This window comes from Halogeometricum sp. CBA1124 (genome assembly GCF_009741955.1).
Taxonomy (GTDB): domain Archaea; phylum Halobacteriota; class Halobacteria; order Halobacteriales; family Haloferacaceae; genus Halogeometricum; species Halogeometricum rufum.
Genome location: NZ_WPCD01000019.1, coordinates 13,339 through 37,945, shown reverse-complemented (window position 1 = coordinate 37,945; position 24,607 = coordinate 13,339). Strand labels below are relative to the sequence as shown.

The window sequence follows — 24,607 nt, the reverse complement described above, 5'->3', positions numbered from 1 at the left end:
TCGGCGGCGCCGCCGTCGTCGTCGTCCTCGCGCTCGTCTGCGCTTCCATCTTCCTCTCGCTCGGCGACGCGCTCTTCCGGAGCGCCGGCATCGAACGCGGGACTGCACTCTACACCGCCCTGCGGAGCGCCTCGCAGTTCGTCGGGTTCGGCGTCGCCGGCGCGGGGTACCTGACGGCCACCGACCAGTGGGACCTGATACACCGCGGCCGCCCGACGCGGCGTGACCTCGGGTGGACCGCCGCCGGGTTCGGCGTCCTCCTCGTCTTCTACCTCGTCATCAGCGTCGGCATCACCGCGCTGGGTATCGACAGCGGACAGAGCGTCCTCGAACAACAGATTATGGACCAGCCCGTGCTGGGGCTCTACTACATTCCCGTGACGCTACTCCTCGTCGCGCCGACGGAAGAACTCGTGTTCCGCGGCGCCGTGCAGGGGCTCCTGCGCCGGGAGTACGGCGTCCCGTTCGCCGTCGTGGGGTCGAGCGCGACGTTCGCGTCCATCCACTTCGCCTCGTTCACCGGCGAGGGCGCTCTGGTCTCGCTGACCGTCGTCCTCGTCCTCGGCGCCGTCCTCGGAGTCGTCTACGAACGGAGCGAGAACCTCCTCGTGCCCGTCGTCGCCCACGGCCTCTACAACGTCGTCCAGTTCGCGATGACGTACGCCGCGGCCGTGGGCGCACTCGGGTGACCGGTCGCGACGCCGCGACGACCCGGCGGAGTCGCTCCGCTGTGCAGTCCGGCGAGAGAGAGCCGATTCGAGAACGCGGCGGACGGCGCGTCGCCCCGGAGACGACGGACCGCCGTCGCGGAGCCGGGTCCGCCGGTCGGGAGAACGCCGGTTGGTGACCGTTACGCCGGGTTCTTCCGCGCGAGTTCCATCCCGCAGATGGGGCACCGCTCCTTGTTGTTCGTCGAACTCGCGCCCGCAGCCCTGACACTGGAACCGCCAGTTACGCTGTTCCTCGATGCCGTCCTGTGCGATGACCTTCACCTGTACGCTGACGCGTTCGGCGACGTTCTGCATCGCGTAGTCGTCGGTGACGAGGGTGGCGTCGAGTTCGAAGGCGGCCGCCAGGAGGCGGATGTCGGTGTCCGAGAGCGTCTCCCGGTCGCCCGTCTCCTCGGCGGCGCGGCGAATCTTCTCGACGGTGCCCGACGCGGGGATGTGGATGTGCATCCCCGCCCCTTCCATCGCGTCGAAGCGGAAGGATGCCTCGTCCTCCAGTTCCTCGCTGACGAGGGGAATCGAGGCCGTCTGGTCGTCGGTGTGATACTCGTGGATGAACGCGGAAGAGTCGAGAACCTGCATCGGCAGTTTGTCCCTGTCTATCTCTGAACGACGATATAGTCTTTTACGGCTTGGACGCGTGAGACGGGGACCTGAAACCGGCCCTGCTCGTCCTGCTCGAAGGCGAACTGGCCCGGGCGGACCTCCTCGTGCGGCGAGACGAGCAAGTCGTGGAGCGTTCCCGTCTTGAGATTCATCGTGATGTTGTACAGCATTCCGAGTTCCGTCCCGTCGGAGCCCATGACGGCCTTTCCGGAGAGGTTCTCGGCGAGTACGTCGGCCATGACGAGAGGTATTCGGCCACGGTAACATAAGTGCCACGGGGACCGTCCGACGACCGTCCGACGGCGCTGGCGCGGGGGAGGCCGGCCGCGACGACGAGACGAACGCACCGACGAGATGGGCCGCGGACGGCCGAGTCGGGAGAACCGAACGCGTCGGCGGCCGAGACCGTCCGTCGGACTGGTCGAAATCGGCGGCGTCCTCGCGTCTCGCGCGTACGCGCCACGGCGTGACGATGGACTTAACTTCGGCGCCGCCCGCGTATCGGTACAGAACACTTCTCGGAGTGATTTTTCATGTCTGACACCGACGCCGACGCTCCTCCCACGACCGAATCGAACGCACTCCGAACCCCCATCGTCGCAGTTCTCGGGCACGTCGACCACGGCAAGACGACGCTGCTCGACAAGATACGCGGCTCTGCGGTCTCGGAAGGCGAAGCGGGCGCTATCACGCAGCACATCGGCGCCACGGCGGTCCCGCTAGAGACCGTCTCGCAGATGGCCGGCAGTCTCGTCAAGCCGGAGGACTTCGACCTGCCGGGCCTCCTGTTCATCGACACGCCCGGCCACCACTCGTTCTCCACGCTTCGCTCCCGCGGCGGCGCACTCGCCGACATCGCCATCGTCGTCGTGGACGTGAACGACGGCTTCCAGCCGCAGACCATCGAAGCGCTCGACATCCTCAAGCGGACGGGGACGCCGTTCGTCGTCGCCGCCAACAAGATAGACACGACGCCCGGGTGGAACCCCAACGAGGGGTCGCCCATCCAGGGGACGTACGAGGACCAGTCGGACAACGCCCGTCAGCGTCTCGACCAGAACCTCTACGAGATAATCGGCAACCTCTCCGACGAGGGCTTCTCCGCGGACCTCTACTGGCGCGTCCAGAACTTCCAGAAGAACGTCGCGTCGTCCCCCTCTCGGCGATGACCGGCGAGGGCATCCCGGACCTCCTCGCGGTCCTCATGGGCCTCTCCCAGCGCTACATGAAAGAGGAGATGGCCGTGGACGTGGCCGGCCCCGGCGCGGGCACCGTCCTCGAAGTGAAGGAGGAACGCGGGTTCGGCGCGACGGTGGACGTCGTCCTCTACGACGGCAGCGTCCGCGAGGACGACACCATCGTCGTCGGCGGCGTCAACGGCCCCATCGTCACCGAGGTTCGCGCCCTCCTGCAACCGCGCCCGAACGCCGAGATACGGACCGAAAAGCGGTTCGACAAAGTGGAGGAAGTCGCCGCCGCGGCCGGTATCAAAATCGCCGCGCCGGACCTCGACGACGCGATGGCGGGCGCGCCGATTCGCGTCGTCCGCGACCGGAGCGTCGAGGCCGTCATCGAGGACGTCGAGTCCGAACTCGCCGAAATCGAGGTCGACACCGAGGAGGAGGGCGTCGTCGTCAAGGCCGACACCCTCGGCAGTCTGGAGGCGATGGCCAACGCCCTGCGAGAGGCGGAGGTGCCCATCCTCCGCGCCGAAGTCGGCGACGTCGCCCCGCGGGACGTGGCCGTCGCCTCGACGGCCCGCGAGGACGACCACAAGGTCATCCTCGGCTTCAACGTGGACGTCCTCTCGAACGCCGAGGACGAACTGGAGAAGACGGGCGACGTGCGCCTGTTCGAGGACGACGTCATCTACCAATCGTCGAGGAGTACGAGGAGTTCGTCGCCGAACGCAAGCGCGCCCAACAGGAGACGGTGCTGGACAAGATCAAGCGTCCGTGTCGGTTCCGCATCCTCGAAGACCACGTGTTCCGGCAGTCGAGTCCCGCCGTCGTCGGCGTCGAGGTGCTGTCTGGGACGCTGAAGAACAACGCGCACGTCGTGAAGTGGGAGGGCAACGAACCGAAACGCGTCGGCCAACTCTCCGGCATCCAAGAGCAGGGCGAGGACGTCTCCGAGGTTCGCGCGGGCAACCGCGTCTCCGTCGCCATCGACGGCCCCACCGTCGGCCGGCAGATAGACGAGGGCGACGAACTGTGGACCGAGTTGCCCGAGAAGCACGCGAAGATTCTCGAACAGGAACTCTCCGACGAGATTCCGGCTGACGAACTCGAAGCGCTGACCGGCTATCTGGACAAACACCGCCAGCGCGACCCGTTCTGGGGGAAGTAGTCCTCCTCCGAGGTTCTGCGTAACGTATCGGTAGGTTCCGCCGAACAGGGTAGTGAGTTTGGCGTAATATTTAGTACGAACTCGCCCGTACGAACGACCGAGGTGAGTACGGATGAGTGTCAGAAAGAGACCCACTGGCGAGACCGTCGTCCCGGCGTTGGAATCGCGATACGACTGGTTGTTGGCACTCCTCCCGCTCCCGTTGTTGCTCGGCGTCTTCGCGGCGTCGTTCGCCGACGTGCAGGTCGCGTTCGGCGTCGGCGTCGGCGGCCTCTCCTCGGCCGCGCTGTTGGCGTACGGGCTGTTCGTGGACCCGCCGCTCTCGGGGTAGCGTCGTGACCGCACGGCGGCGGCCGAGAACGGTTATCGAGCGGTCGGCGTCAGTTCGTCGCGACGGCGTTCATCACCTGGAACGCGGCGGAGGCGGCGAGTCCCTGCGCCACCTCGTCGCGGTCCGAATCGGTGAGCCCCGACTCCAGGTCCTCCTCGTCCGGCGTGAAGCGGCGCTGATGGGTCGACCGACCGGCGGGTGGACGGCCACCGTCGCCTGCGGGCCGTTGGACCCGTAGGAGAGTTCCGACCCCACGGCGTAGCCTTCCGGCAGGTAGTTCTGCGTCCGCGAGACGATGCCGGCGACGGCCTCACGAAGTCGCCGAACCTGCGCCGTCGAGAGTTCGGACTCCGCCGGGCGACCTGCATCTACTACACCGGGCGCACCCGCGTAGGGGTTGTTTCCGTTCATGAGGATGAGTCACCAACCCTACGGGAACGCCGCAGTTAAACCCGTCGGAAGCCTCAACATCGCGGTCCCGCTCCCGCCTCAGAGGATGGGTTCGCTGCGGCCGTAGGCGGCGACGGTGACGGCGGTGGTGTACCCCTCGCCGTCGGCCTCCGCCGTCGTGACCGCGACGCGTTCGTCGTCGAACTCCCAGTCGCGGAGTCCCCGTCCGGCGTCGAGTCCCTCCTCGACGGCCCGGCGGACGCCCTCGGGGTCCTCGCCCGCCGCCTCGTAGAACAGGCCCGGGCCGGGACCCGTCGTCCACCCGAGGCCTGCCGAGACGGTGCCGACGCCGCCCGTCGTCGCGCGCGCCTGAACGACGGTGAGGCGGTTCCCCGCCGGTCCGAGGTCCGGCGCGATGTCGACCTCCTCGACGGTGGCGTCGGCCGGGACGACCGAGGAGACGGGGACGAGGTTGTAGTTGTGGACGTTGGCGGCCGCGAGTGCGGCGTCGTAGGACGCCATCTCGGTGGGCGCGGTGCCCACCCCGCGAACGACGTAGATGGTGTTCATTACCGGAGAACGTCGCCGCGGAGAATAAGGGGTTACGAATCGACCGTCGGAGGGAGACGAGCCACGATGTCCAGTCGGCTCAGTACTGGTAGTCCGTGTGCCCCGGAATCGTCCCGGACTCCTCGGCGTCGCGCATCTTCTCGATGGCGTCGTCGAAGTCCTCGCGGCGGACCTCGGTCCGGTCGTCGCGGATGGCGTACATGCCCGCCTCGGTCGTCAGGGAGGCGATGTCCGCGCCGGACTGTCCCTCGAGTTCCTCGGCGAGGTCCTCGAAGTCGACGTCGTCGGCGACGTTCATCTCCCGCGTGTGAATCTCCAGAATCTTCACGATGCCCTCGGAGTCGGGGTTCGGCACCTCGATGAGGCGGTCGAACCGGCCCGGCCGGAGGATGGCCTCGTCCAGCATGTCGAAGCGGTTCGTCGCGGCCATGATGCGAATCTCGCCGCGGTCGTCGAAGCCGTCCATCTCACTGAGCAGTTGCATCATCGTCCGCTGGACCTCGGCGTCGCCGGACGTCTTCGAGTCCGTGCGCTTGGAGGCGACGGCGTCTATCTCGTCGATGAAGATGACCGCCGGTTCGCGGTCGGCCGCGAGTTCGAACAGGTCGCGGACGAGGCGGGAGCCCTCGCCGATGAACTTGCGGACGAGTTCGGAGCCGGCCATCTTGATGAACGTGGCGTCCGTCTCGTTGGCGACGGCCTTCGCGAGCATCGTCTTCCCCGTGCCCGGCGGGCCGTGCAGGAGGACGCCCGACGGCGGCGTCGTGTTCGCCGCCTCGAACAACGGCGCGTACGTGAGCGGCCACGTGACGCTTCGCTCCAGCGTCCGCTTCGCCTCTTCCAGTCCGCCCACGTCGTCGAACGTCGTCGTCGGTGCCTCGGCGACGTACTCGCGCATCGCCGACGGTTCGACGCTCGCCATCGCCGCCTCGAAGTCCTCGCGGGTGACCTCCAACTCGCCGAACGAAATCGTCTCGCCGCCGCGGCGGGCGCGACGGAGGGCGGTCATCGCCGCCTCCTTCGCCAGCGATTCGAGGTCCGCCCCGACGAAGCCGTGGGTCCGCGCGGCGAGGCGGTCCACGTCCACGTCCTCTGCGAGCGGCATCCGTCGGGTGTGGACCTCCAGAATCTCCCGGCGCCCCACCTCGTTCGGGACGCCGATTTCGATCTCGCGGTCGAACCGACCGCCGCGACGGAGTGCGGGGTCGAGCGAGTCCACGCGGTTGGTCGCGCCGATGACGATGACGTCGCCGCGGGCGGCCAGCCCGTCCATCAGGCTGAGCAGTTGGCCGACGACGCGGTTCTCCACGTCGCCGCCGTCGTCGCGCTTGCCCGCGATGGAGTCTATCTCGTCGAAGAAGACGATGGCCGGCGCGTTCTGCCGCGCCTCCTCGAACTTCTCTCTGAGTTTCTCCTCGGACTCGCCCTTGAACTTCGACATTATCTCCGGGCCGGAGATGGTGATGAACGTCGCGTCCACCTCGGTGGCGACGGCCTTCGCGATGAGCGTCTTCCCGGTGCCCGGCGGGCCGTGCAAGAGGACGCCCTTCGGCGGGTCCACGCCGAGGTGGGCGAACACCTCCGGTTCCGACAGGGGGAGTTCGATCATCTCGCGGACGAGGTCCAACTCCTCGTCGAGACCGCCGATGTCCTCGTAGGTGACGCCGGTCGGGGCGTCCTCGTCCTCGCCGCCGGAGACGCTGGTGACGACGCGACTCACGCGGCCCTCCTTGGTGAGTTTCAGCCGCGTCGACGACGTGACCCGGACCATGCCGTCCGGCGACGTCTCGCTGACGACGAACGGGTCCGAACTCAGCGACTCGAAGCGAATCTGTCCGCCCGACTGGATGGGACGGTCCTGAATCGCCCGCTTGATGAGTTCGACCGCCCGGTCGTCGTCGGAGAACGCCACGCCGTCGGGCATCGACAGCGTCACCGACGCGGCGTCCTCGACGTCCACCTTCCGGACGTGTACCGTCTCGCCTATCTTCGCGTCGGCGTTCGCCCGCGTGTCGGCGTCGATGAGGACGACGCCGTCGGGCGTCCCGCCGCCGGCGGGCCACACTTTCGCCACCGTCTCGCGGCCCCCTTCGACGACCACCGTGTCGCCGCTGAGGACGCCGAGACGCTGCCGCGCCCCCTCGGGGAGGCGAGCGATGCCCCGCCCGGCGTCTCGCTTCTCCGCCCCGCGAACGGTGAGTTCGAGGCCCTCGTCGTCTGCCATGGCGTCGGCTTCGGGTGCGTCGGTCTTGAGAGTAGCGTCTGCGAGCGGTCGTCCGGCGGTCGAATCTCACCCGGCGAACCGGTGGCGACCACCTTGCAGACGGTACTCTCCGGTGGCGTCTGCGAGCGGTCGTCCGGCGGTCGGCCGTCGGTTCGACGACTGTCGGTCACCACCTCTCACATCCCGTCCGACGCCCGCCGTCGTTTGGCAGAAACGTTATGCGTCGTGATAGCACACCACTTCACATGGTGTCCACGACGGAGAAAGACGGCGCGACGTGGTACCGCTGTGACGAGTGCGGGCTGATGTTCGACGCCGAATCCGACGCGCAGACGCACGAGACGAACTGCGACAGCGACGACGACAGTCCGTCGTACCTGCAGTAGTCCGGCCGGTGACGGAGTGAGAGCGGAGCACGGAGCGGAAGGCCTTCGGAGATGGGAGGCTACAGGTCGGCGAGGAGGCGTTCGGCGTGGTCGCGCGACTGCGCTCGCTTCCAGCGAACCTTCGCCGCGTCGCCGTAGGAGAGTTCCTCGCGGAGTTCGTCGGGCAGGAAGCCGGCGGCGGCGCGGACCACCTCGCCGTCGTCGTCGCCGAACTCGACGACGCCGTAGGCGTCGGGCGCCGCCCCGACCGTCGCCCGTTCGAGCGGTCGCCAGCGTTTCCGGAGCGACATCACTCGGTCACGAACTCGTAGGAGGACTCCCCCCAGTCGTCCTCCTCGAAGACGAACACGCGCCCGCGGGCCACCTCTGGGTCCGCCTCGACTTCGGTTCGCATCCCCTCGGTCCGGCGGACGGTGACGCCCGGGAACAGTTCCTCCTCCTCGTCCGGTTCGAGGATGACGCGACCGACGCCGGAGGACTCGAGGATGTCGTCGTGCGTCTTCAGGTCGTTCACGTATATCATCACGCCCTCCGTCTCCGTCGGGTCCGTCACGAGGACGTGCGTCTCCGTCGCCGGTCGGGTGGTGAGCGTCCCGGTCACCGCCTCCGGCACGCCGTGATAGAGAGTCGTCCGCCCGTCGGTGTACTCGACCTGCACGCCGTGGTCGAGCAGTTCCACGCCGAGGGTGCTCGGCGGCACGTCGTTTCGCGCGCTCATGTCCCGGCGTTACGCCGGAGCGGTGAAAAGCGACGCGATACGCGCGGTCGAACTGCGGCGATGCGCGCGGCGGAATCGGTGCCGATTTGTCGGTCGCTCGCGCCCGGGCGGTATGGACGCGACGCCGGTATCCGACGCCGACGCGACGCTCTCGTACGAGGCACTCGCCGTCGGCGACACGTTCGACGCCGAACGGACGACGACGCTCACGGAGGACGACATCACCGCCTTCGCGGGCGAGTACGACCCGCAACCGTTCCACCCCGACCGCGAGGCGGGCGCGGCGTCGATGTTCGACGGCCTCGTCGCCAGCGGACTCCACACCTACTGCGCCTGCAACCGACTGGCGACGGAGGCGTTCTTCTCTCGCGTCGCCTTCATGGGCGGCCGCGGCGTCGACGACCTGCGGTGGCAGCGACCCGTCCGACCGGGCGACACGCTCTCCGCCTCGGTCGAAGTCGTCTCCAAGCGCCCCTCCGAGTCGAACCCCGAACGCGGCTACGTCGACGTGGCCGTGACCGGCACGAACGGCGACGACGAGACGGTGGTGACGTGGACGGTGCTGGGGATGGTCCGGCGCGAGGCGTGAGCAGTCGACGACGGCGTCGCGGGCGTTTGCGGCGTCGCCGCCGTGACTCCCGACCGCGGCCGCGCAGACAGAGGCCAATACGGCGGGGACCGCTACACCTTTCAGTTCGCTCGGTTCCGTACTGATATGCACGGCCGCGCAGTCGCACTCGGGGCGGGGACGATTCTGAACGCCCTCTCGACGGGCGTGGGGTCGGCGTTCGCCATCGACGCGGAGACCACCGCCACCGTCGAACTCGACGACTCCGAGTCGGTCCGGGGGTCCGTCGCGGAGGACGCCGACGCCGACACCAGACTCGTCGAACGATGCGTCGAACTCGCAGTCGAACGGTACGCCGCCGACGACCACGGCGGGACCGTCCGCACCGAGAGCGACGTGCCGATGGCCGCGGGCCTGAAGAGTTCGAGCGCCGCGGCGAACGCGACGGTGCTGGCCACCGCGGACGCCCTCGGCGCCGACCCCGACCGGACCGAGGCCTGCCGACTCGGCGTGCGGGCCGCCCGCGACGTCGGCGTCACCGTGACCGGCGCGTTCGACGACGCCTCCGCGTCGATGCTCGGCGGCGCGACGGTGACGGACAACGACGCCGACGAACTGCTCGCCCGCGACCCGGTCGAGTGGGACGTCCTCGTCTGGACGCCCGACGAACGCGCATACAGCGCCGACGCGGACGTGGACGCCTGCGCGAACGTCGCGCCGATGGCCGAACTGGTCGCCGAACTCGCCCTCGACGGTCGCTACGGCGAGGCGATGACGGTCAACGGACTGGCGTTCTCGGCCGCGCTGGGGTTCCCCACCGACCCCGCCGTGGAGGCGATGCCGCACGCGGCCGGCGTCTCCCTCTCGGGCACCGGCCCGAGCGTCGTCGCGGTGGCCGAACCGGGCGACTCGTCGCTCGAACGGGTGCGGGACCTGTGGGCCGAACGGGACGGCACGACGTGGTTGACGACGACGCGAAACGACGGAGCATACGTACGATGACACGAGACACACAGCGGACGACCGACCAGACGGAGAAACTGCCCGACGACATGAGCCTCGACGAACTGCGGACCGAAATCGCGGACATCGACCGCGAGATCGTCGAACTCATCGCCCGCCGGACGTACGTCGCCGACACCGTGGCGCAGGTGAAAGACGAACGCGACCTGCCGACCACCGACGAGGGGCAGGAGGAAGTCGTGATGGACCGCGCCGGCGAGAACGCCGAGCGCTTCGAGGTGGACTCGAACCTCGTGAAAGCCATCTTCCGACTGCTCATCGAGTTGAACAAGGTGGAACAGCGCGAAAGTCGGTAGCACGAAACGTAGTGTTCGGTATCGCGTACATTCTAAGCGACGGTACGACGCCCCCTCGGAGACCTGTCAACGATTACTCTTGGAACCCTTATCCTCCCACCGTCGCTACGGCTGAGTAGGGATGAACGAAACGGAGAACGACTATCACGGGTACACGCCGATGGACTACGACGAGGACAGCGCGGCGGACGAGGCGTACCAGACGTGCGTTTCGTACATCGTCGAACACGCACCGATCGAACGCGACGATACGGTGGTTGACGTGGGGACCGGAACCGGAATCGTCGCGCTCGAACTCGCATCGAAGTGCGACCGCGTCCTCGGGCGCGACATCGACGACGAGTGGCTTCGATATGCTCGGGAGAAGGCAGCGGAGAGAGGCGTCGAAAACGTCTCGTTCGACCACGGTTCGTTTCGGGAACCGAACGTCGAGGAGGCGGTGGATGTCGTCGTCGCGAGTTACGCGCTCTACATGGCGTACGACGAGGGCGGTGAGGGGACGTTACGGGCCGCAATCGAGGGTATCTCGTCGCTCAACCCCCGCCACCTCGTCGTTGCCGATAAGATGTTCTTCGGGCCACCGGAGCCCCGGGGCGGCTACGAAACACTCCCGCGGATGGGGACTGTTGCGAACCTGCTCGCCGATACGGGCTTCACGCTCACCGACGTGGAAATCGTCAGTGGTTCCGCGGGCGTCCTCGTCGCTTCTCGAACGAGTGGGTGACAAGTCTTCCATCACGCGGCACGAACGTACAACGTGGGCGAAATCTGTAACGTCAGTCAAGAACCTGAACAAGGTCGGATAACGAGAGAACCGGTGAACGGTCGCAGTCGCACCGGCCGACTCACTCGACGCTGTCGCGGATTACCATCTCCTTCACTCGGCGCACGCCGTCGAAGTCTCGGAGCCGATAGGTGAGTTCGCGCACTCGCTCGGCGGCCCCCCGACAGAACAGCGATTCGAGACACCACTCGCCCTGATGGGTGTGACTCGTGCTGAGAATCACGTCCGGGTAGTCGTGCTGGACGTCGTGGAGTTCCTGTATCACCTCGTCGTGTCGATAGTCGAACGCGACCAGAGCGACGACTTCGCCGCTCGTATCCTCGAGGCGAGAGTGGGACTCGATGTACTCCAGCATCGCCTCTCTGACCGCCCGTGACCGGTTTTCTATCCCCTGTTCCTGCCACACACGGTCGAACTCCTCGACCATCTCGTCCGGGATGTTGAAGCTCGTTCGCATACCTCCTGCCTCGTCGCGCCGCTACAAGAGTCCCCCCGTATGACGATTCCCCCGATTCGGTAGTAACAACCGTTATACACGTCGTTGAGGGAGTTCCTCGCACAGAGATGTTACACGGCGAAGCACTCGGCCTCCTCGTCGGCGCAGTCGCACTCGGTGCCGTCCACGGCATCGAACCGGGCCACGGATGGCCGGTCGCCGCGTCCTACGCGCTCGACCAGACGAACAAGTGGGTGTACGGGTTCGCGGCGAGTTTCATCCTCGGCATCGGCCACCTCGTCAGCAGCATCGCGATGGTCGCGGTATTCTTCTACGCGAAGTCGTACTTCGACCTCACGCAGGTGAACGAACCGATGACGATACTCGGCGGCGTCCAAATCGGCGGCCCCGTCAGTCTCGTCGCCGGCGTCCTGCTCGTCGCCCTCGGTATCCGGGAGTACTTCCACGGCCACTCGCACGGACACGAGAACGACGACGGACACACCCACGACCACGACGACGGACACACCCACGACCACGACGACGGGCACACCCACGACCACACTGACCGCGACCGCTCGGTCGGAGACGGCCATCGGTACGCCGTCGCCGAGATGGAGAAGCCCGGACGCGGGCAGGACCACGACCACGACGACGGACACACTCACGACCACGGCGGCCACCACACTCACGACCACGACGACGGCGGCCGACTCGCTCGCGTGAAGGGGTTCGTCCCGTTTCTCGGCGGCCACTCGCACTCCCACGGTGACCTCGACGACGCCACCGACCGGGGCCTCTTGGGCATCGCGTGGTTCGCGTTCCTCCTCGGATTCGCCCACGAGGAGGAGTTCGAGATAATCGCGCTCTGCGCCGGGTCGAACCACTGTCTCGAACTGATGAGCGCGTACGCCGTCACCGTCATCGTGGGAATCGTCGGACTGACGATGCTGCTGATAGCCGGCTACCAGCACTACGAGGAGCGAGTCGAACGGTACACGCCGTACCTCCCGGCGTTCTCCGCCGCCGTCCTCGTCGTCATGGGGGTCGGGTTCGTCGTCGGCCTGTTCTGAGCCGTCCCCCTCCGCGCGGGGTGTGGAACGTGACCCGCGCGAGACGGCCTCACTCTTCGGCGTAGAACAGCGTCCGCCGGCACGACGGGCAGACGTACGGGACGGGCGTCAGAATCTCGTCGGCGCGGATGCTGCTGAGAAACCCCTCCGTCGGCTCCTCGGACACCATCCGTATCTCGCCGACGACGTCGCTCCCCTTCAGCGTCATCCGTTCCATCGGTTCGTCGCAGTCGGGGCAGGCTCTGTCAGCGGGCACGCCCGACGCTCCTCGTCGAGAGGTATTAATCCTATTTCCACCGGCCGGGTCCGTCCGGTTCCTCCGTTCTCATCCGTCAGGAATCTGCGAACGGCTCATGCTCGGTCGCCGAGCACGTCACGACGACACTCATGACGACGGGTACCGCGGAGTCCTCGACGCACCGAAGCGCCTCGCCGGCGGCACTCGTGGGTCTGGTCGTCGCGCTGTTCGGCGTTCCGCTCCTCTGGCCGCTCGACCTCCCGACCCGCGTCGCTGGTCGGTGGCGAGTTCGACGCTCGTCGCAGTCTCACGAACTGGCTGGTGGTCGCGGTCCTCCTCACCGTCGTCGTCCGCTGGGAGCGCCGCTCGCTCGCCTCCATCGGGGTCCGGCGACCGACCCGCCGACAGGCGCTCGTGGCGCTCGGTGCCGGCGTCGTCGCCGTCGTCCTCGGCCTCCTCGCGACCGGTGCGGCCGTCGTCGCCTTCGACGTTCGACAGCCCGAGACGCTGTCGGCTATCGGTCGACTGTCGCTCCCGGTGAAGCTCGCACTCGTCGGCACCGCCGTCGTCAGCGAGGAGATTCTCTGGCGCGGGTATCCGATAGAGCGACTCACCGAACTGACCGGTCGGCTGTGGGTCGGCGCCGCCGTCAGTTTCGTCGTCTTCCTCGGGGTCCACTACCCCGCGTGGGGGCTCGTCGGCGCGATTCCGCAGTCCGTCTTCACGCTCGCCCTCGTCGGCGTCTACGCGTGGAGTCGGAACGCGGTGGCTAGCATGCTCACGCACGCCGTCGTCAACGTCTGCATGGTGCTCGTTTTACCGGCGTTCCTGTGACTCGACGGACGTGTGCCGAGTCAGGAGGTGGAGCGGCCGGCGGCGAGGGAGGGTCGCGAGCGACTCCCGACCCGGTCCCGTCAGGCGGTGCGCCCTCCCTCGAGCAGTTCTCTGATGCGCCGCAGTTCCGCGAGGAGTTCCCCGGACTCCGACCCGACCTCGCCCCCGCCCGCCCCGTCTCGACGGCGTCGTCTCCCTCGGTCGATTCGGGACGCCGGCGACGGACTTTGCCCAGAATCTGGTCCTTTATCTCCTCGTAGTCGCTCACGCCGGTGACGGAGAGTTCGGCCCCCGTCTGCCCGCCGAACCCGGCGGTGTGGACGCCGACCGTTCCGGCGCCGACGAGTCGCTGGAGGGGACCTTGCGAGGCGTCGACGTTCGTGATGCGGTTGTAGGGGACCGCCGTCCGCTGACGGAAGAACACGCCGCGGCGGTACTCGAGTTCCTCGTCCCCGAGTCGGTAGTCGGCCGTCCGGTAGAACGCCCGAATCCACCACGTGAGGAAGGCGAATCCGGCGAGAGCGACGCCGCCGCCGACGACCACGACCCAGTCGTTGACCGCGAACAGGACGCCGGTGACTGCGAGGACGCCGACGACGACGGCGACGACGCCGAGGGCGAGCGCTTCGGCCGCGTAGTAGTACTGCGTCAGTTGCTCCGGCTTGAACCACTCGTTCTCTGGTCTCATACGCGTGAGTACGTCGTCTGCGGACTTCTATCGATCCGAAGGTTCCCGAACTGCGAGAAGGGTTTCGGGGGTACCGGGTGCGCCGTCGGTTCACGAACGCTCGGGCGACGGGGAAGACCCGCCGTCGCCCCGGACGAGCCGTCTCGGTCCCCAGTAGGCGACGACGGCCACCGTGGTGACGGCCAGCGCCACGACGAACGCGAGGCTCCCGGGGTCGGAGTCGAGGACGGGGAACATCACCTGCGACCAGTTGAACGAGGCGTGGAACAGTATCGCCGGCAGGAGGCTCCGGTTCGTGTTGTCGTAGACCCACGTCAGGAGAATCGAGAAGAGCGTGATGGAGACGACGAAGCCGAGGACGGGGTTGCGGTAGTAGATGGTCTCGCTCGGGATGTAGAACAGGGGGAGGTGCCAGACCGCCCAGACGACGCCGACGAGTGCGCCGCCGCCGACGGCCGTGAACCGCTCCTGAAGGGGGTCAAGCAGGTAACCGCGCCAGCCGAACTCCTCCTGCAACGGGCCGCCGAGGAGGAGGACGAACGCGAACGCGACGGGGAGGACGAGCGGTTGGTCCGCCCACGGGAACGCAGGCGTCGTCCCGGTGGCGACGGCGACGGCCAAGCCGACGGCGACGAGGGCCGGCGAGAGCAGGAGCACGGGGAGGAGCCACCGCGTCGGGAAGTCGAGGCGGACGGCGCGAGCGGCGAGTTCCCGCGCGCCGGCGAGGCCGTCCGCGTACACGACGAGGGCGAACGCGGCGACGGTCGGACCGAACGCGCCGAGTCGGGGGAGTGCGGGGACGCCACCGACGAGGCCCTCGGCGGCCAACGCCTCGGGGAGCCAGAACCCCCACGACCACGCGAACGTCAGGAGGAGGAACGCCGGGACGCGCCGGCGGTCGGCGGCGTCGGCGAGCGACGCGTCTTCGCGCATGTCTCTCCTCACGTCTCCCAACCAGTTAGTCGGTAGTGGTGGACCGGCCCCGGGAGGGACGCCGCCGGACGGCAGTCGCCCCGGTCCGGGGCGGCGCGCTCTCGCGACTCCATCGAAGTCGGGGACGCAGGCGAATCCGGGCGACTTCCTCGAACCCCGACGACCCCCTCGAACCCCGACGACTCTCGGCGTTTGAGAACCAGATTCTCGGTTTATCGAACCGGCGACCGTCTCTCTAGTCATGAGCAACACTCGCCCCCACCCGTCGCATCCCGACCAGTCAGGTACTGTTCGGCGCAATCGTCGTCCTGCTGGGAGTTCTCCTCCTGTTGGACAGTACGAACGTCGCGCCCACCCGGAGTCTGCTGACGTACGCGCCGTCGCTGTTCGTCCTCGTCGGCCTCTGGGCGTTCGTCCAGAGCGGGTTCCGCAACGTCGTCGGTCCGGCGGTCCTCGTCGTCGTCGCCGGCGCGTGGCAACTGGTCGCACTCGGCTACGCCACCGTCTCGGAACTGGTCGTCTACTGGCCGGTGCTCGTCATCGCGTTCGGCCTCTCGGTCGTCCTCGGACAGTACCGGTCGCGCGTGGCGACGACCGACGACAGCCACGACTCCCTGTTCGCCGCCTTCGGCGGCGTCGAACGGCGCAACACCTCGAAGACGTTCGTCGGCGCGACCTGACCGCGGTGTTCGGCGGGGCCGAACTCGACCTGCGCGACGCCGAACTCACCGACCGACCGGCGCGGGTCAACGTCCTCGCCCTGTTCGGCGGCGCCGAAGTCGTCGTCCCGCGGGACTGGAACGTCAAGATGGACGTGCTCCCGATTCTCGCGGGCGCGTCCGACGACCGGCCGCGCCGCGAGAGCGAACACGACGAAATCGACCTCGTCGTCACCGGATTCACCGCCTTCGGCGGCGTGTCGGTCACCGACTGAGCGTCCCCGCCGACGTGAAGTATTTCACGACAGTCGCCGAATACGACGGTATGCGAACGAAACTCGCGCTCGGCGTCGGCGTCGTCGTCGCCGTCGCCGGCGTGGCCTCCACCCTGACGACCGGTGGCGGACTCGCCGAGGCGGTGATGTGGTCGCTCGTCGCCGCGATTCCCGCCGCCATCGTCGCACTCGGGGCGATTCCGACGGGCTACGCCGGCGACGACTGACCGGGTCGCTCGAACCGACGCACCGCCTCACCACGACGCCGCGACGTTCTCCTTCGCGCGTCACTGTCCTCCGAGAAACATTATTTCACATGTATTTGTCTTTGATATCGGCCATAAACGGTTATAGATTATGTCGTGTGAACCCACATATGTCTGCGGTGACAGTGTGCAGGCGACGGACCGAGAACAGAGACGCTGAACCGCGGAACCGCCGCCTCACCGGCGGTTCCCCCGGCGTCAGAGGTGGTGGTCCGGGGTGAGACGCGGCGGTCACCCGCATCGCACTGCGCGTGAACGTATCGGGCGGGTTCACCGATGACCGGCAGAGACGTCAGTCGGAGACGGTTCGTGAAGGCCGCGGGCGGCGCCGCCGTGGGGACGAGTCTCTCGGGGTGCATCGCGCGGGCGCAGACGGAGTCCGGCGCGGTTCAGGTCGCGGCCAACACGGACCTCAAGACCAACTCGGCGGCCATGGAGGAGAAACTCCACGAGGTCGGTCTGTCGAAGGACGTCTCGCTCGACGTCATCGCCGGCAGAGCCTCGACGGGCGCCAGACAGCAGCAGTACAACCGGTGGCTGTCGGCGAACCTCTCACAGCCCTCGCTGCTCATGATGGACAGCGGGTGGGCGATTCCGTTCATCGTGCGCGAGCAGTTGACGAACCTCTCCGAGGAGATGCCGGACCTCGCGGAGATGGTGCAGTCGGAGTACTTCGAGACGTTCAGCGAGACGGCGCAGGGCGCGAACGGCGACCAGTTCGCACTCCCGCTGTACCCCACGACGGGGAACATGCTCTACCGGAAGGACTGGGTAAAAGAGGCCGGCTACAGTCCGGACTCGGAGAACTGGGCGACAGAACCCATCTCGTGGAAGACGTTCTCGGAGGTGGCCAAGGAGGTCAAAGCGCAACGAGACGACCCCTACGGCTTCACCTTCCAGGGGAAGTCGTACGCCGGCCTGTCGTGCTGTGACTTCCGGGAGTTCACCGGGTCGTGGGGCGGGTCGTACTTCGGCGCGAAGGAGAATCTGTTCGGTCCCGTCGGCGAACGCCCGGTCACCACGGACTCGAAACCCGTCGTGGACTCGGCGCGGATGGTCCGGACGTTCATCGACGGCGACGCCGAGAACGCCCTCGACTCGGTGACCGGCGACATCGCCCCGCGGACGGTCCTGCAGTGGGAGGAGGAGTCCTCCCGGAAACCGTTCGCCGCGGGCAACGCCGTCATGCACCGCAACTGGCCGTACGCCATCGCCATCAGCGGCGCCGAGGAGGAGTTCGGCGAGGACCTCGGCGTGATGCCCATCCCGTACGGCGTGACGCCCGAGAAGGCGAAGTTCGACGGGTACGGCGGCTCGGTGTCGTCCCTCGGCGGGTGGCACATGGCGCTGAACCCGAACGCCGCCAGACCGGAGGCGTCCAAGGAGATACTCCGGGCGATGGCCGACCCGGAGTTCCAGTTGTGGCTGTTCGAGACGCTGGGCTACCTCCCGCCGCGGAAGGCGCTGTTCGACTCCGAACGCGCGGCGGAGGTGCCCGTGATGGGCCGTTACATCGAGACGTTGAAGTACTCCGTCGCGCACGCCATCCCGCGACCCGTCACCGTGGCGTGGCCGCCGGAGTCGGCGAAGATTGCACAGCAGGCGAACGCGAGTTTCAGCGGGCTCAAGTCCCCGACAGAGGCGATGACAGACCTCGAACGACAGCTTCAGAACATCGAAGAGGCGTCCCAGCGAGAGGAACAGTCTTCGAACCGAGGCCGACTCGCGGCGGGGGGACGGTGAGTCCCCGTGTCCACGGAGACCGGACGGTCGGGCGGTCCCGGCCTGTCCTCGCCGGTGCGGTACGGCCAACGCTGGGTGGAGAACCTCAGCGACACCCAGTTCGCCTACCTGCTGTTGGCCCCGTCGCTCGTCATCTTCGCCGTCGTGGCGTTCTGGCCGCTGGCCCGGACGTTCCAGATGTCGCTGCACGCGAACTCGCTGTACGGCGCGGAGCGTCTGGGTCAATTCGTCGGCCTGCAGAACTACGTCGAACTGCTGACCGGTCAGATGAACGCCTCGCTCCCGCGGCCGTTCTTCGACCTGAGCCAGCCGTTCAAGAGCGCCGTCACCGTCACGCTCATCTTCACCGTGGTGAGCGTGACGCTGGAGACGCTCATCGGCTTCGGGCAGGCGCTCATCCTGAATCAGGACTTCCGCGGCCGGCGCTGGGTTCGCGTCGCCATCATCCTCCCGTGGGCGGTTCCCATCGTCATCCAGGGGATGATATTCTACCTGCTGTTCCAGCCGACGGTGGGCTTCCTCGTCGAACCGCTCCACCAGTTGGGGCTGTTCTCGACGACGCCGCAGGCCAACAGCATGGACTCGCTCATCATCGTCATCGTCGCCGACGTGTGGAAGACGTCGGCGTTCATGGCGCTCATCATCCTCGCCGGGTTGCAGAGCGTGGACCGCTCGCTGTACGACGTGGCGAAGGTGTCGGGCGCCTCGAAACTCGAGGCGTTCAAGACGGTGACGCTGCCGCTCGTCCTCCCGTCGGTGCTGGTGGCGATGCTGTTCCGCACCATCGGGGCGATGCGCGTCTACGGGCTCATCACGACGGTGTCGTCGTGCAGCACGGTGCCGTCGCTGTCGTGTCTCGTCGTCCAGACGTTCAGCACCAGTCGGTACGCCGCCGCGGCCGCCGTCGCGTTCGTCACCGCGGCGCTCATCGGCGGCGTCGTCACCGTCTACATCGTCAAGTTCGCCGACGTGCAGGGCGCGGGGGGACTCTGAGATGAGCACCGATAGCTCCGACGGGAACGCGATTCAGCGCTGGGCGAGCAGTTCCATGTCGAACCCCGAGCGGACGTACAAGGCGCTGTTCTACATCCTCACGGGCGCGTTCCTCGTCACGACGCTGTTCCCGTTCTACTGGCTGACGGTGCTGGCGCTGACGCCCAGCGACAGCATGATAGACGTGGGACTGCTGCCGAACGGGTTCAACCCCGAGGCGTTCGTGACGGTGTTCACGCGCGTCCCGTTCCACCTCTACATCTTCAACAGCCTCGTCATCGGCGTCGTCACCACGGCCATCGTGCTGATGCTGGCGAGTTTCGCGGGCTACGCGTTCGGTCGGTTCGAGTTCCCGGGCCGGCGACCGCTGATGCTCGTCTTCCTCGCCATCTCGTACTTCCCGCCGGCGGCGTTCCTGCTGCCGCTGTTCGAGCTGTTCACGGCGAACATCACGTTCTTCACGCTGCCGCAGGTCGGACAGGTCAACAGCCCGATGTTGTTCAACGGGCCGGGAGCGATGGTGCTGCCGTACACGGCGCTGTTCATGCCGTTGTCGATATTCATCCTCACGACGTTCTACAGCCAGATTCCGGACGGGCTGGAGGACGCCGCACGCGTCGAGGGCAACACCCGCCTCGGCGCGCTCTTCAAGGTCATCATGCCCCTGTCCGCCCCCGGCGTGGCGACGGCGGGCGTGCTGACGTTCATCTCCGTCTACAACGAGTTCTTCTTCGCGTTCCTGATGACCGACGGGCGAGTCCGCAACTGGGCGACCATCGTCTGGGGGCTCCTCAGCTATCAGGGACGCTACGCCACGTCGTACAACCTCATGGCGGCGGCGAGCATCCTGGGGGTCATCCCCATCGCCATCCTCGTCGTCGTCGCACAGGAGAAGATTGTCAGCGGTCTGACCGCCGGAGCGGTCAAGGAGTAACCTCATGGGAGACGTAACTTACCGAAACATCACGAAGAAGTACGCGGACGTAACGGCTGTCGACGACCTGAACCTCGACATCGAGGACGGCGAGTTCGTCTGTCTCGTCGGTCCCTCCGGCTGTGGGAAATCCACGTCGCTGGAGATGGTGGCCGGACTGACGGAGCCGACGTCCGGCGACCTCTACATCGACGGCGAGGAGGTGACGGACCTCCCGCCGAAGGACCGGGACATCTCGATGGTGTTCCAGAACATCGCGCTGTTCCCGCACATGGACGTGTACGACAACATCAGCTACGGGCTTCGCCTCCGCGACTTCGACGACGAGGAGATAGACCGTCGGGTCGAGAACGCGGCCGAACTCGTCCAGATGCAGGGGATGCTCGACCGGATGCCCGAGGAGATGTCCGGCGGGCAGCGACAGCGCGTGGCCATCGCCCGCGCCATCGTGCGCGACCCGGAGGTGTTCCTGATGGACGAACCGCTGGCGAACCTCGACGCCAAACTGCGCGTCCACATGCGGACGAAACTGCAGGAACTTCACAAGGAACTGGACGCGACCATCATCTACGTCACGCACAACCAGGAGGAGGCGATGACGATGTCGAGCCGCATCGCCGTGATGAACCACGGCGAACTCCAGCAGTTCGCCGAGCCGCTGACCTGCTACTACCGGCCGACAAACCAGTTCGTCGCCGGCTTCATCGGGTCGCCGTCGATGAACTTCCTCGACGGGCGCGTGACCGACGACGGCGTGGAGACGGAGCAGTTCTCGCTCGACGCCGACGAGGGCGTCCTCGACGTGCAGTCGGGCACGCGAGTGACCGTCGGCATCCGGCCGGAGGACATCTTCCTCGCCGAGGACGCGGACCTGCAGGACGACGACGGCGCCGTCGGCGCGGCGGACACCCGCGACATGGACGGCGACCCGTCCGCACCCATCGACGTCACCACGAACGTCCTCGAACCCGTCGGCGACGACATCTACGTCTACACCGAGTTCGAGGGCGAGACGGCGGCGACGGCGGACGGGCAGGCCGCCGGCAGCGACGGGTCGGGGATGACCGGACCGGCCGTCGAAGACGGCGACGCGGCCGACGCCGACGCAGACGCGGCGCAGGCCGACGAGACGTCGCTGCTCATGAGCATGCCCCCGATACCGGACATGGACACCGACGCCGCCGAGGGGCAGCGAACCCGCGTCGTCCTCGACCGCAGCATGGTCCACCTGTTCGACGCAGACACCGGCGAGGCAATCGTCCACGGCCTGACCGCCGACGCCGGGACGGGTGGCCGGCAGTCGGGCGACGGGCGGACCGAAACCGCCACCGACGGCGGCAGTCCGTCCTGACGCTCCGGTTTCGGAACCCCCCGGGAACCGCTTCAGGACAGGTACGACTCGGCGAGTGAATCCAGCGCCTCGTGGCGGTGCGTCGTGTGCGGGGCCGTCAGCGGCGACACCGATACCCGCCCCTCGACGATGGCGCGGCGGTCGGTCCCCTGCGGGTCCGGCAGGTCACCGGTCCCCATCCGCTCCCAGATGCGGTCGTGGAGCCTGATTCGCCCGTCCTCCTCGTGGTGTGCGGTCATCGCGTACATCTTCGATGGCGCCGTTATCTCGATTGGCGCACGCTCTTCGTCGTCGCCGCCGGCAATCGGCGCGTTCACGTTCAGATACTCCGCCTCCTCGAAGACGCCGGCCTCGGGGGCGTTCCGCGCGAGGAACGTCGCCGCGTCCGTCGCGTGCCGGTAGTCCGCGACGGCGTCGGCCTTCTCGGTCCACGGTTCGTCCCCGCCCGGCGGAACGTACAGCGAGACGGCTATCGCGGGCACGTCGAAGAACGCGGCTTCGACGGCGGCGCTGACGGTGCCCGACCGGCCGAGGACGTAGGCCCCGAGGTTCGCGCCCTTGTTACAGCCGGCGACGACCATGTCCACGTCGGGGCAGAGCACTTCGAGGCCGACGACGGTGCAGTCGGCCGGCGTCCCCTCGATGGCGTAGCCCAACTCGTGTTCGGTCACGTCCACGTCGTTCGACATCTTGCGGCCGACGGCGCTCTGGTCGTCGGCGGGCGCGACGGCGGTCACGTCGGCGAACTCGTCGAACGCCTCGTACAGCGCGCGGAAGCCGGTGCTCTCGATTCCGTCGTCGTTCGTCAGGAGGATAGAGAACGAGTCGTCCATACCCGTTCGTTCGGCGGACCGCGCAAAGGCTTACCGCTCCCCGCAGTCGGTGCGCCGGCGGGGAACGCGCCCGACTCGACTCAGGCGACCCTGTCGACGACCGTCTCGCCGTCCACGACGAGGTTGTACGCTCCCTCGTCGTCGTTCCACAGGCAGAGCACGTTCTCGAAGGCCAGCACGTCGCCGTAGTCGGCGCGGGCGACCGCCTCGTTGAGGGCGTCGCGCTTGGTGAGGACCGCGTAGTGTTCGACCGTCTCGCTCCCGTCGCTCACCTTGAACAGGGGGTTCGCCCCCTCGCGTTCGGCCAGGTCGTGGCTGAGTTTGACGGCGAGGAGGTCGATGCGGTTCGTCACGTGCCGCTCCATCTCGGCCATCTTCGCGTACGTGCCCGCGTCGGCGGTGACGTCCACGCGGCGTTCGCCGTCGCGTCGGAGGACGACGTACGAGAACTGCACCGTCTCGTTCGCGAACGTGCCGTCGCCGGGGTCGCGGCCCTCGGTCGCCGCGCCCGCCTCGTCGAGTCGTCGCTGGAACGACGGCGCGGCCACGTCCGCGCCGCGGTCGAACGACCACCCGCGGCGGAGGGGGGCGTGCCCCGGCCACAGGCGGAGCGTCGGCGCGTAGACGGTCACGTCGCCGTCGGCGGGCGCGAGGGCGCGTTCCACGTCGCGGAGTTCCGTGCTGGTGTTGAGGTCCGCGGGGGCGATGCCGACGAACGACCCGTCGTCGGCGACGGCGTCGAGGTATCGCTCGGCGACGGCCGTCGGGTCGTCCAGTTCCGACAGCACGTTGGCGAAGCAGACGAGGTCGAACCCCTCGCCGTCGGGGAGGACCGAGTCGGGGTCGAACGCCTCGGCCGTCTCGGGGTGGACCGTCGTCCGGAAGTTGGGTCGCGTCTCCGCGAGCAGGTGTTCCAACACGTCCGCCGAGGCGGACGGTTCGACCGCGTGGTACTCGACGAGTCCGTCGTCCGGCAGGTAGTCGTGGAGGCCGAGGGCGGGGCCGCCCGTCCCGGCGCCCACGTCGAGGACGCGGAGGGTGCGGGGCAACAGGTCGCGTTCGGCGACGTCGTCGAGGACGTAGCCGACGGCGGCGTAGTAGTCGGGGAGGTGGTAGACGCCGTAGCCGAGTGCGGCCACTTCGTCGTACTCCACGTCGTTCTGGTAGTAGTAGTCCGCCTTCAGCCGGCGGATTGCCTCCCGCAGTCGGTCGCCCGACTCCCCGCGGTGCCAGTTGACCCCGTAGCGGTCCACGAGGAGGTCCTCGAAGGCGAACGCGTACGCCTCGGGGAACTCGGTCGGCGACCAGTCGCGCCGGGGTACCGGGTCGTCCGCGACGGGGACGAACGTGCCGTCGTCGCGTTCGACCAGTCCGAGGTCGAACGCCTCCTCGCGAAGCGTCTCGCGGACGACGGCGGGATGGGGACTGCCCTCGATGTACTCACAGATCTCTTCGGGGTCGATGGGTCGGACGTTTCGCAGATACTTTGCGTTCGACCGCACGGCGTCTCTATCTATCATCGGTCTCCGTCTCCTTCGTCGTCGGGTCGTGCGCTCGCCTCTCGGTACAGTCGCTCGAACGTCTCGGCGTCGGCGTCGGCGAGTTCGGTCGCCGCGTCGGCCACCCGGTCGGCCCCGGGGAACGACTCCTGAATCTCGCGGTAGACGCGCGGCGTGCCGCCCGTGACCGTCTTCACGAGGCCCGAGAGCGTCTCGGAGACGGGCGTGGCGAACTCGTCGCGCACGTCCTCGGCGGCGAGGGCGTAGGCGATGACGGCGGCGTGTGCGCTCGCCTGCACCGTCTCCATCGCCTCGTCGTGTTCGGCGGGCGTCGTGTCGAACAGGCGGTTGCCGGCCGCCGCGAGCGTCTCGCGGACGCGTTCGGTCACCGGACCGGCGGCGTCGTGGACGGCGGCGACGTTGCCCGGCGCGTTCGCCGCGGCGAACAGGGGGTGGAGACTGAGGCGTTCGCGGTCCGGGGCCGCCGCCCGCATCGCCGTCACCGGCGCGTCCATCACGCCGGTCACGTCGAACACCGCGCGGCCGGCCCGGGGGGGCGTAGTCGCGGACGGCGCGTCGACGACGGAGATGGGGACGGCGAGGCAGACGGCGTCGAACGTCTCGTCGCCGTCCAGTGGGACCGACTGGCCGTCGATGGTCGCCGCGGCGGCGCGCGCGGCGGCGGGGTCGGCGGTCGGCGGTACGCCACGTCGAACCCGGGGGTCAGCGTCGAACCGACCCACCGGCCATCTCACCCGCGCCGACGACGAGTACCTCCATCGTCGCCGAATACGCGCCCGGTGCGTCAAAAGGGGTTCGGTGGGCGGACCGACCGGCGGCCCTCGTCAGGGCCGCGACCGTCCGAAGTCCATGAGGAAA

At 67.9% G+C, this 24,607-nt stretch carries 27 protein-coding genes and 4 pseudogenes; 17 read left to right on the top strand and 14 right to left on the bottom strand.

The genetic code is table 11. The annotated features are described in order from the left end of the window. Nucleotides 1-689: CPBP family intramembrane glutamic endopeptidase (locus GJ632_RS04740; protein WP_191452244.1), on the top strand; the 689-nt coding region annotated here is incomplete at its 5' end. A 161-nt stretch (nucleotides 690-850) separates the two neighbouring features. Here the strand turns inward: GJ632_RS04740 and GJ632_RS04735 are convergent. Beyond that, a pseudogene (locus GJ632_RS04735) lies at nucleotides 851-1,310 on the bottom strand (NOB1 family endonuclease). A gap of 17 nt (nucleotides 1,311-1,327) precedes the next feature. After that, nucleotides 1,328-1,573: a PRC-barrel domain-containing protein gene (locus tag GJ632_RS04730; RefSeq protein WP_089808864.1), complete on the bottom strand. Its 246-nt coding sequence runs from the start codon at nucleotides 1,571-1,573 to the stop codon at nucleotides 1,328-1,330. Nucleotides 1,574-1,867: 294 nt separating this feature from the next. Between GJ632_RS04730 and infB the strand changes: the two are divergent. After that, nucleotides 1,868-3,683 (top strand): annotated as a pseudogene (infB, locus tag GJ632_RS04725) (translation initiation factor IF-2). Nucleotides 3,684-3,795: 112 nt separating this feature from the next. Beyond that, a complete protein-coding gene (locus GJ632_RS04720) occupies nucleotides 3,796-4,014 on the top strand; it encodes a hypothetical protein (RefSeq protein WP_191452243.1) in 219 nt (72 codons plus the stop codon). A 49-nt stretch (nucleotides 4,015-4,063) separates the two neighbouring features. Here GJ632_RS04720 and GJ632_RS04715 read toward each other — a convergent pair. The 3 genes and pseudogenes from GJ632_RS04715 to GJ632_RS04705 form a co-directional block, all read right to left on the bottom strand. Continuing rightward, nucleotides 4,064-4,425: pseudogene (locus tag GJ632_RS04715) on the bottom strand (DUF5811 family protein). 78 nt (nucleotides 4,426-4,503) lie between these two features. Further along, nucleotides 4,504-4,974 (bottom strand): pyruvoyl-dependent arginine decarboxylase, encoded by a 471-nt coding sequence (locus tag GJ632_RS04710; RefSeq protein WP_089808876.1) that lies wholly within the window; start codon nucleotides 4,972-4,974, stop codon nucleotides 4,504-4,506. A 79-nt stretch (nucleotides 4,975-5,053) separates the two neighbouring features. Further along, nucleotides 5,054-7,198: an AAA family ATPase gene (locus GJ632_RS04705; protein ID WP_191452242.1), complete on the bottom strand. Its 2,145-nt coding sequence runs from the start codon at nucleotides 7,196-7,198 to the stop codon at nucleotides 5,054-5,056. Between the two features lie 245 nt (nucleotides 7,199-7,443). On the opposite strand from GJ632_RS04705, the gene GJ632_RS21930 reads away from it, so the two are divergent. After that, nucleotides 7,444-7,584 carry a hypothetical protein gene (locus GJ632_RS21930; RefSeq protein ID WP_177232562.1) on the top strand — a complete coding sequence of 47 codons (141 nt, stop codon included), beginning with the start codon at nucleotides 7,444-7,446 and terminating at the stop codon, nucleotides 7,582-7,584. 59 nt (nucleotides 7,585-7,643) lie between these two features. Here GJ632_RS21930 and GJ632_RS04700 read toward each other — a convergent pair whose 3' ends face one another. Both GJ632_RS04700 and GJ632_RS04695 read right to left on the bottom strand, forming a co-directional pair. Beyond that, nucleotides 7,644-7,874 (bottom strand): hypothetical protein, encoded by a 231-nt coding sequence (locus GJ632_RS04700; RefSeq protein ID WP_089806439.1) that lies wholly within the window; start codon nucleotides 7,872-7,874, stop codon nucleotides 7,644-7,646. Then, complete coding sequence (locus tag GJ632_RS04695; RefSeq protein WP_089806437.1) at nucleotides 7,874-8,302, bottom strand: DUF5796 family protein; 429 nt, start codon at nucleotides 8,300-8,302, stop codon at nucleotides 7,874-7,876. The genes GJ632_RS04700 and GJ632_RS04695 overlap by 1 nt, the downstream gene beginning before the upstream one ends. A 112-nt stretch (nucleotides 8,303-8,414) precedes the next feature. Between GJ632_RS04695 and GJ632_RS04690 the strand changes: the two genes are divergently transcribed. From GJ632_RS04690 to GJ632_RS04675, 4 genes are all read left to right on the top strand, one after another. Further along, complete coding sequence (locus GJ632_RS04690) at nucleotides 8,415-8,891, top strand: MaoC family dehydratase (RefSeq protein ID WP_191452241.1); 477 nt, start codon at nucleotides 8,415-8,417, stop codon at nucleotides 8,889-8,891. A 126-nt stretch (nucleotides 8,892-9,017) separates the two neighbouring features. Further along, the gene (locus GJ632_RS04685) at nucleotides 9,018-9,872 is read left to right on the top strand and encodes a shikimate kinase (RefSeq protein ID WP_191452240.1); all 855 of its coding nucleotides are present in this window, start codon (nucleotides 9,018-9,020) and stop codon (nucleotides 9,870-9,872) included. Next, on the top strand, nucleotides 9,869-10,189 hold the full coding sequence (locus tag GJ632_RS04680; protein ID WP_089806431.1) for a chorismate mutase: 321 nt from the start codon (nucleotides 9,869-9,871) through the stop codon (nucleotides 10,187-10,189). The genes GJ632_RS04685 and GJ632_RS04680 overlap by 4 nt, the downstream gene beginning before the upstream one ends. 121 nt (nucleotides 10,190-10,310) lie before the next feature. Further along, nucleotides 10,311-10,913 (top strand): class I SAM-dependent methyltransferase, encoded by a 603-nt coding sequence (locus GJ632_RS04675; protein ID WP_089806429.1) that lies wholly within the window; start codon nucleotides 10,311-10,313, stop codon nucleotides 10,911-10,913. Between the two features lie 121 nt (nucleotides 10,914-11,034). On the opposite strand, the gene GJ632_RS04670 is transcribed toward GJ632_RS04675, so the two are convergent. Continuing rightward, the gene (locus tag GJ632_RS04670; protein ID WP_191452239.1) at nucleotides 11,035-11,430 is read right to left on the bottom strand and encodes a CopG family ribbon-helix-helix protein; all 396 of its coding nucleotides are present in this window, start codon (nucleotides 11,428-11,430) and stop codon (nucleotides 11,035-11,037) included. Between the two features lie 107 nt (nucleotides 11,431-11,537). Here GJ632_RS04670 and GJ632_RS04665 point away from each other — a divergent pair, with 107 nt between their 5' ends. Next, nucleotides 11,538-12,482, top strand: a complete 945-nt coding sequence (locus GJ632_RS04665; RefSeq protein ID WP_191452238.1) for a hypothetical protein — start codon at nucleotides 11,538-11,540, stop codon at nucleotides 12,480-12,482. 49 nt (nucleotides 12,483-12,531) lie between these two features. Here the strand turns inward: GJ632_RS04665 and GJ632_RS04660 are convergent, their stop codons facing one another. After that, nucleotides 12,532-12,738 (bottom strand): hypothetical protein, encoded by a 207-nt coding sequence (locus GJ632_RS04660; protein ID WP_143105133.1) that lies wholly within the window; start codon nucleotides 12,736-12,738, stop codon nucleotides 12,532-12,534. Nucleotides 12,739-13,041: 303 nt separating this feature from the next. Between GJ632_RS04660 and GJ632_RS25180 the strand changes: the two genes are divergently transcribed. Beyond that, nucleotides 13,042-13,554: a CPBP family intramembrane glutamic endopeptidase gene (locus GJ632_RS25180; RefSeq protein WP_191452237.1), complete on the top strand. Its 513-nt coding sequence runs from the start codon at nucleotides 13,042-13,044 to the stop codon at nucleotides 13,552-13,554. On the opposite strand, the gene GJ632_RS04650 is transcribed toward GJ632_RS25180, so the two are convergent. Together GJ632_RS04650 and GJ632_RS04645 are read right to left on the bottom strand one after the other, a co-directional pair. After that, nucleotides 13,514-14,242 (bottom strand): PH domain-containing protein, encoded by a 729-nt coding sequence (locus GJ632_RS04650; protein WP_191452236.1) that lies wholly within the window; start codon nucleotides 14,240-14,242, stop codon nucleotides 13,514-13,516. The two genes, GJ632_RS25180 and GJ632_RS04650, sit on opposite strands and share 41 nt — an antisense overlap. A gap of 90 nt (nucleotides 14,243-14,332) precedes the next feature. Beyond that, complete coding sequence (locus tag GJ632_RS04645; protein ID WP_191452235.1) at nucleotides 14,333-15,175, bottom strand: CPBP family intramembrane glutamic endopeptidase; 843 nt, start codon at nucleotides 15,173-15,175, stop codon at nucleotides 14,333-14,335. 329 nt (nucleotides 15,176-15,504) lie between these two features. On the opposite strand from GJ632_RS04645, the gene GJ632_RS23055 reads away from it, so the two are divergent. The 7 genes from GJ632_RS23055 (at nucleotide 15,505) to GJ632_RS04620 (ending at nucleotide 21,396) form a co-directional block, all read left to right on the top strand. Beyond that, entirely contained in the window at nucleotides 15,505-15,855 is a 351-nt protein-coding gene (locus GJ632_RS23055; protein ID WP_231751334.1) for a hypothetical protein, read from the top strand. 5 nt (nucleotides 15,856-15,860) lie between these two features. Then, nucleotides 15,861-16,109 (top strand): cell wall-active antibiotics response protein, encoded by a 249-nt coding sequence (locus GJ632_RS23050; protein WP_231751333.1) that lies wholly within the window; start codon nucleotides 15,861-15,863, stop codon nucleotides 16,107-16,109. Between the two features lie 50 nt (nucleotides 16,110-16,159). Beyond that, nucleotides 16,160-16,336, top strand: a complete 177-nt coding sequence (locus GJ632_RS21925; RefSeq protein ID WP_177232561.1) for a hypothetical protein — start codon at nucleotides 16,160-16,162, stop codon at nucleotides 16,334-16,336. A gap of 315 nt (nucleotides 16,337-16,651) precedes the next feature. Then, the gene (locus tag GJ632_RS04635) at nucleotides 16,652-18,118 is read left to right on the top strand and encodes a substrate-binding domain-containing protein (protein WP_191452234.1); all 1,467 of its coding nucleotides are present in this window, start codon (nucleotides 16,652-16,654) and stop codon (nucleotides 18,116-18,118) included. A gap of 6 nt (nucleotides 18,119-18,124) precedes the next feature. Further along, nucleotides 18,125-19,111 (top strand): carbohydrate ABC transporter permease, encoded by a 987-nt coding sequence (locus GJ632_RS04630; protein WP_394328048.1) that lies wholly within the window; start codon nucleotides 18,125-18,127, stop codon nucleotides 19,109-19,111. A 1-nt stretch (nucleotide 19,112) separates the two neighbouring features. Then, nucleotides 19,113-20,045, top strand: coding sequence for a carbohydrate ABC transporter permease (locus GJ632_RS04625; protein ID WP_191452233.1), 933 nt, complete (start codon nucleotides 19,113-19,115; stop codon nucleotides 20,043-20,045). A gap of 4 nt (nucleotides 20,046-20,049) precedes the next feature. Continuing rightward, the gene (locus GJ632_RS04620) at nucleotides 20,050-21,396 is read left to right on the top strand and encodes an ABC transporter ATP-binding protein (RefSeq protein WP_191452232.1); all 1,347 of its coding nucleotides are present in this window, start codon (nucleotides 20,050-20,052) and stop codon (nucleotides 21,394-21,396) included. A 32-nt stretch (nucleotides 21,397-21,428) separates the two neighbouring features. On the opposite strand, the gene surE is transcribed toward GJ632_RS04620, so the two are convergent. The 3 genes and pseudogenes from surE to GJ632_RS04605 all read right to left on the bottom strand — a co-directional run bounded on the left by surE (nucleotide 21,429) and on the right by GJ632_RS04605 (nucleotide 24,508). Then, a complete protein-coding gene (gene surE / locus GJ632_RS04615) occupies nucleotides 21,429-22,229 on the bottom strand; it encodes a 5'/3'-nucleotidase SurE (protein ID WP_191452231.1) in 801 nt (266 codons plus the stop codon). Between the two features lie 80 nt (nucleotides 22,230-22,309). Continuing rightward, on the bottom strand, nucleotides 22,310-23,749 hold the full coding sequence (locus tag GJ632_RS04610; RefSeq protein ID WP_191452230.1) for a small ribosomal subunit Rsm22 family protein: 1,440 nt from the start codon (nucleotides 23,747-23,749) through the stop codon (nucleotides 22,310-22,312). Next, nucleotides 23,746-24,508, bottom strand: a pseudogene (locus GJ632_RS04605) (prephenate dehydrogenase). Before GJ632_RS04605 ends, GJ632_RS04610 begins: the two are co-directional and overlap by 4 nt. Nucleotides 24,509-24,607 lie beyond the last annotated feature (99 nt).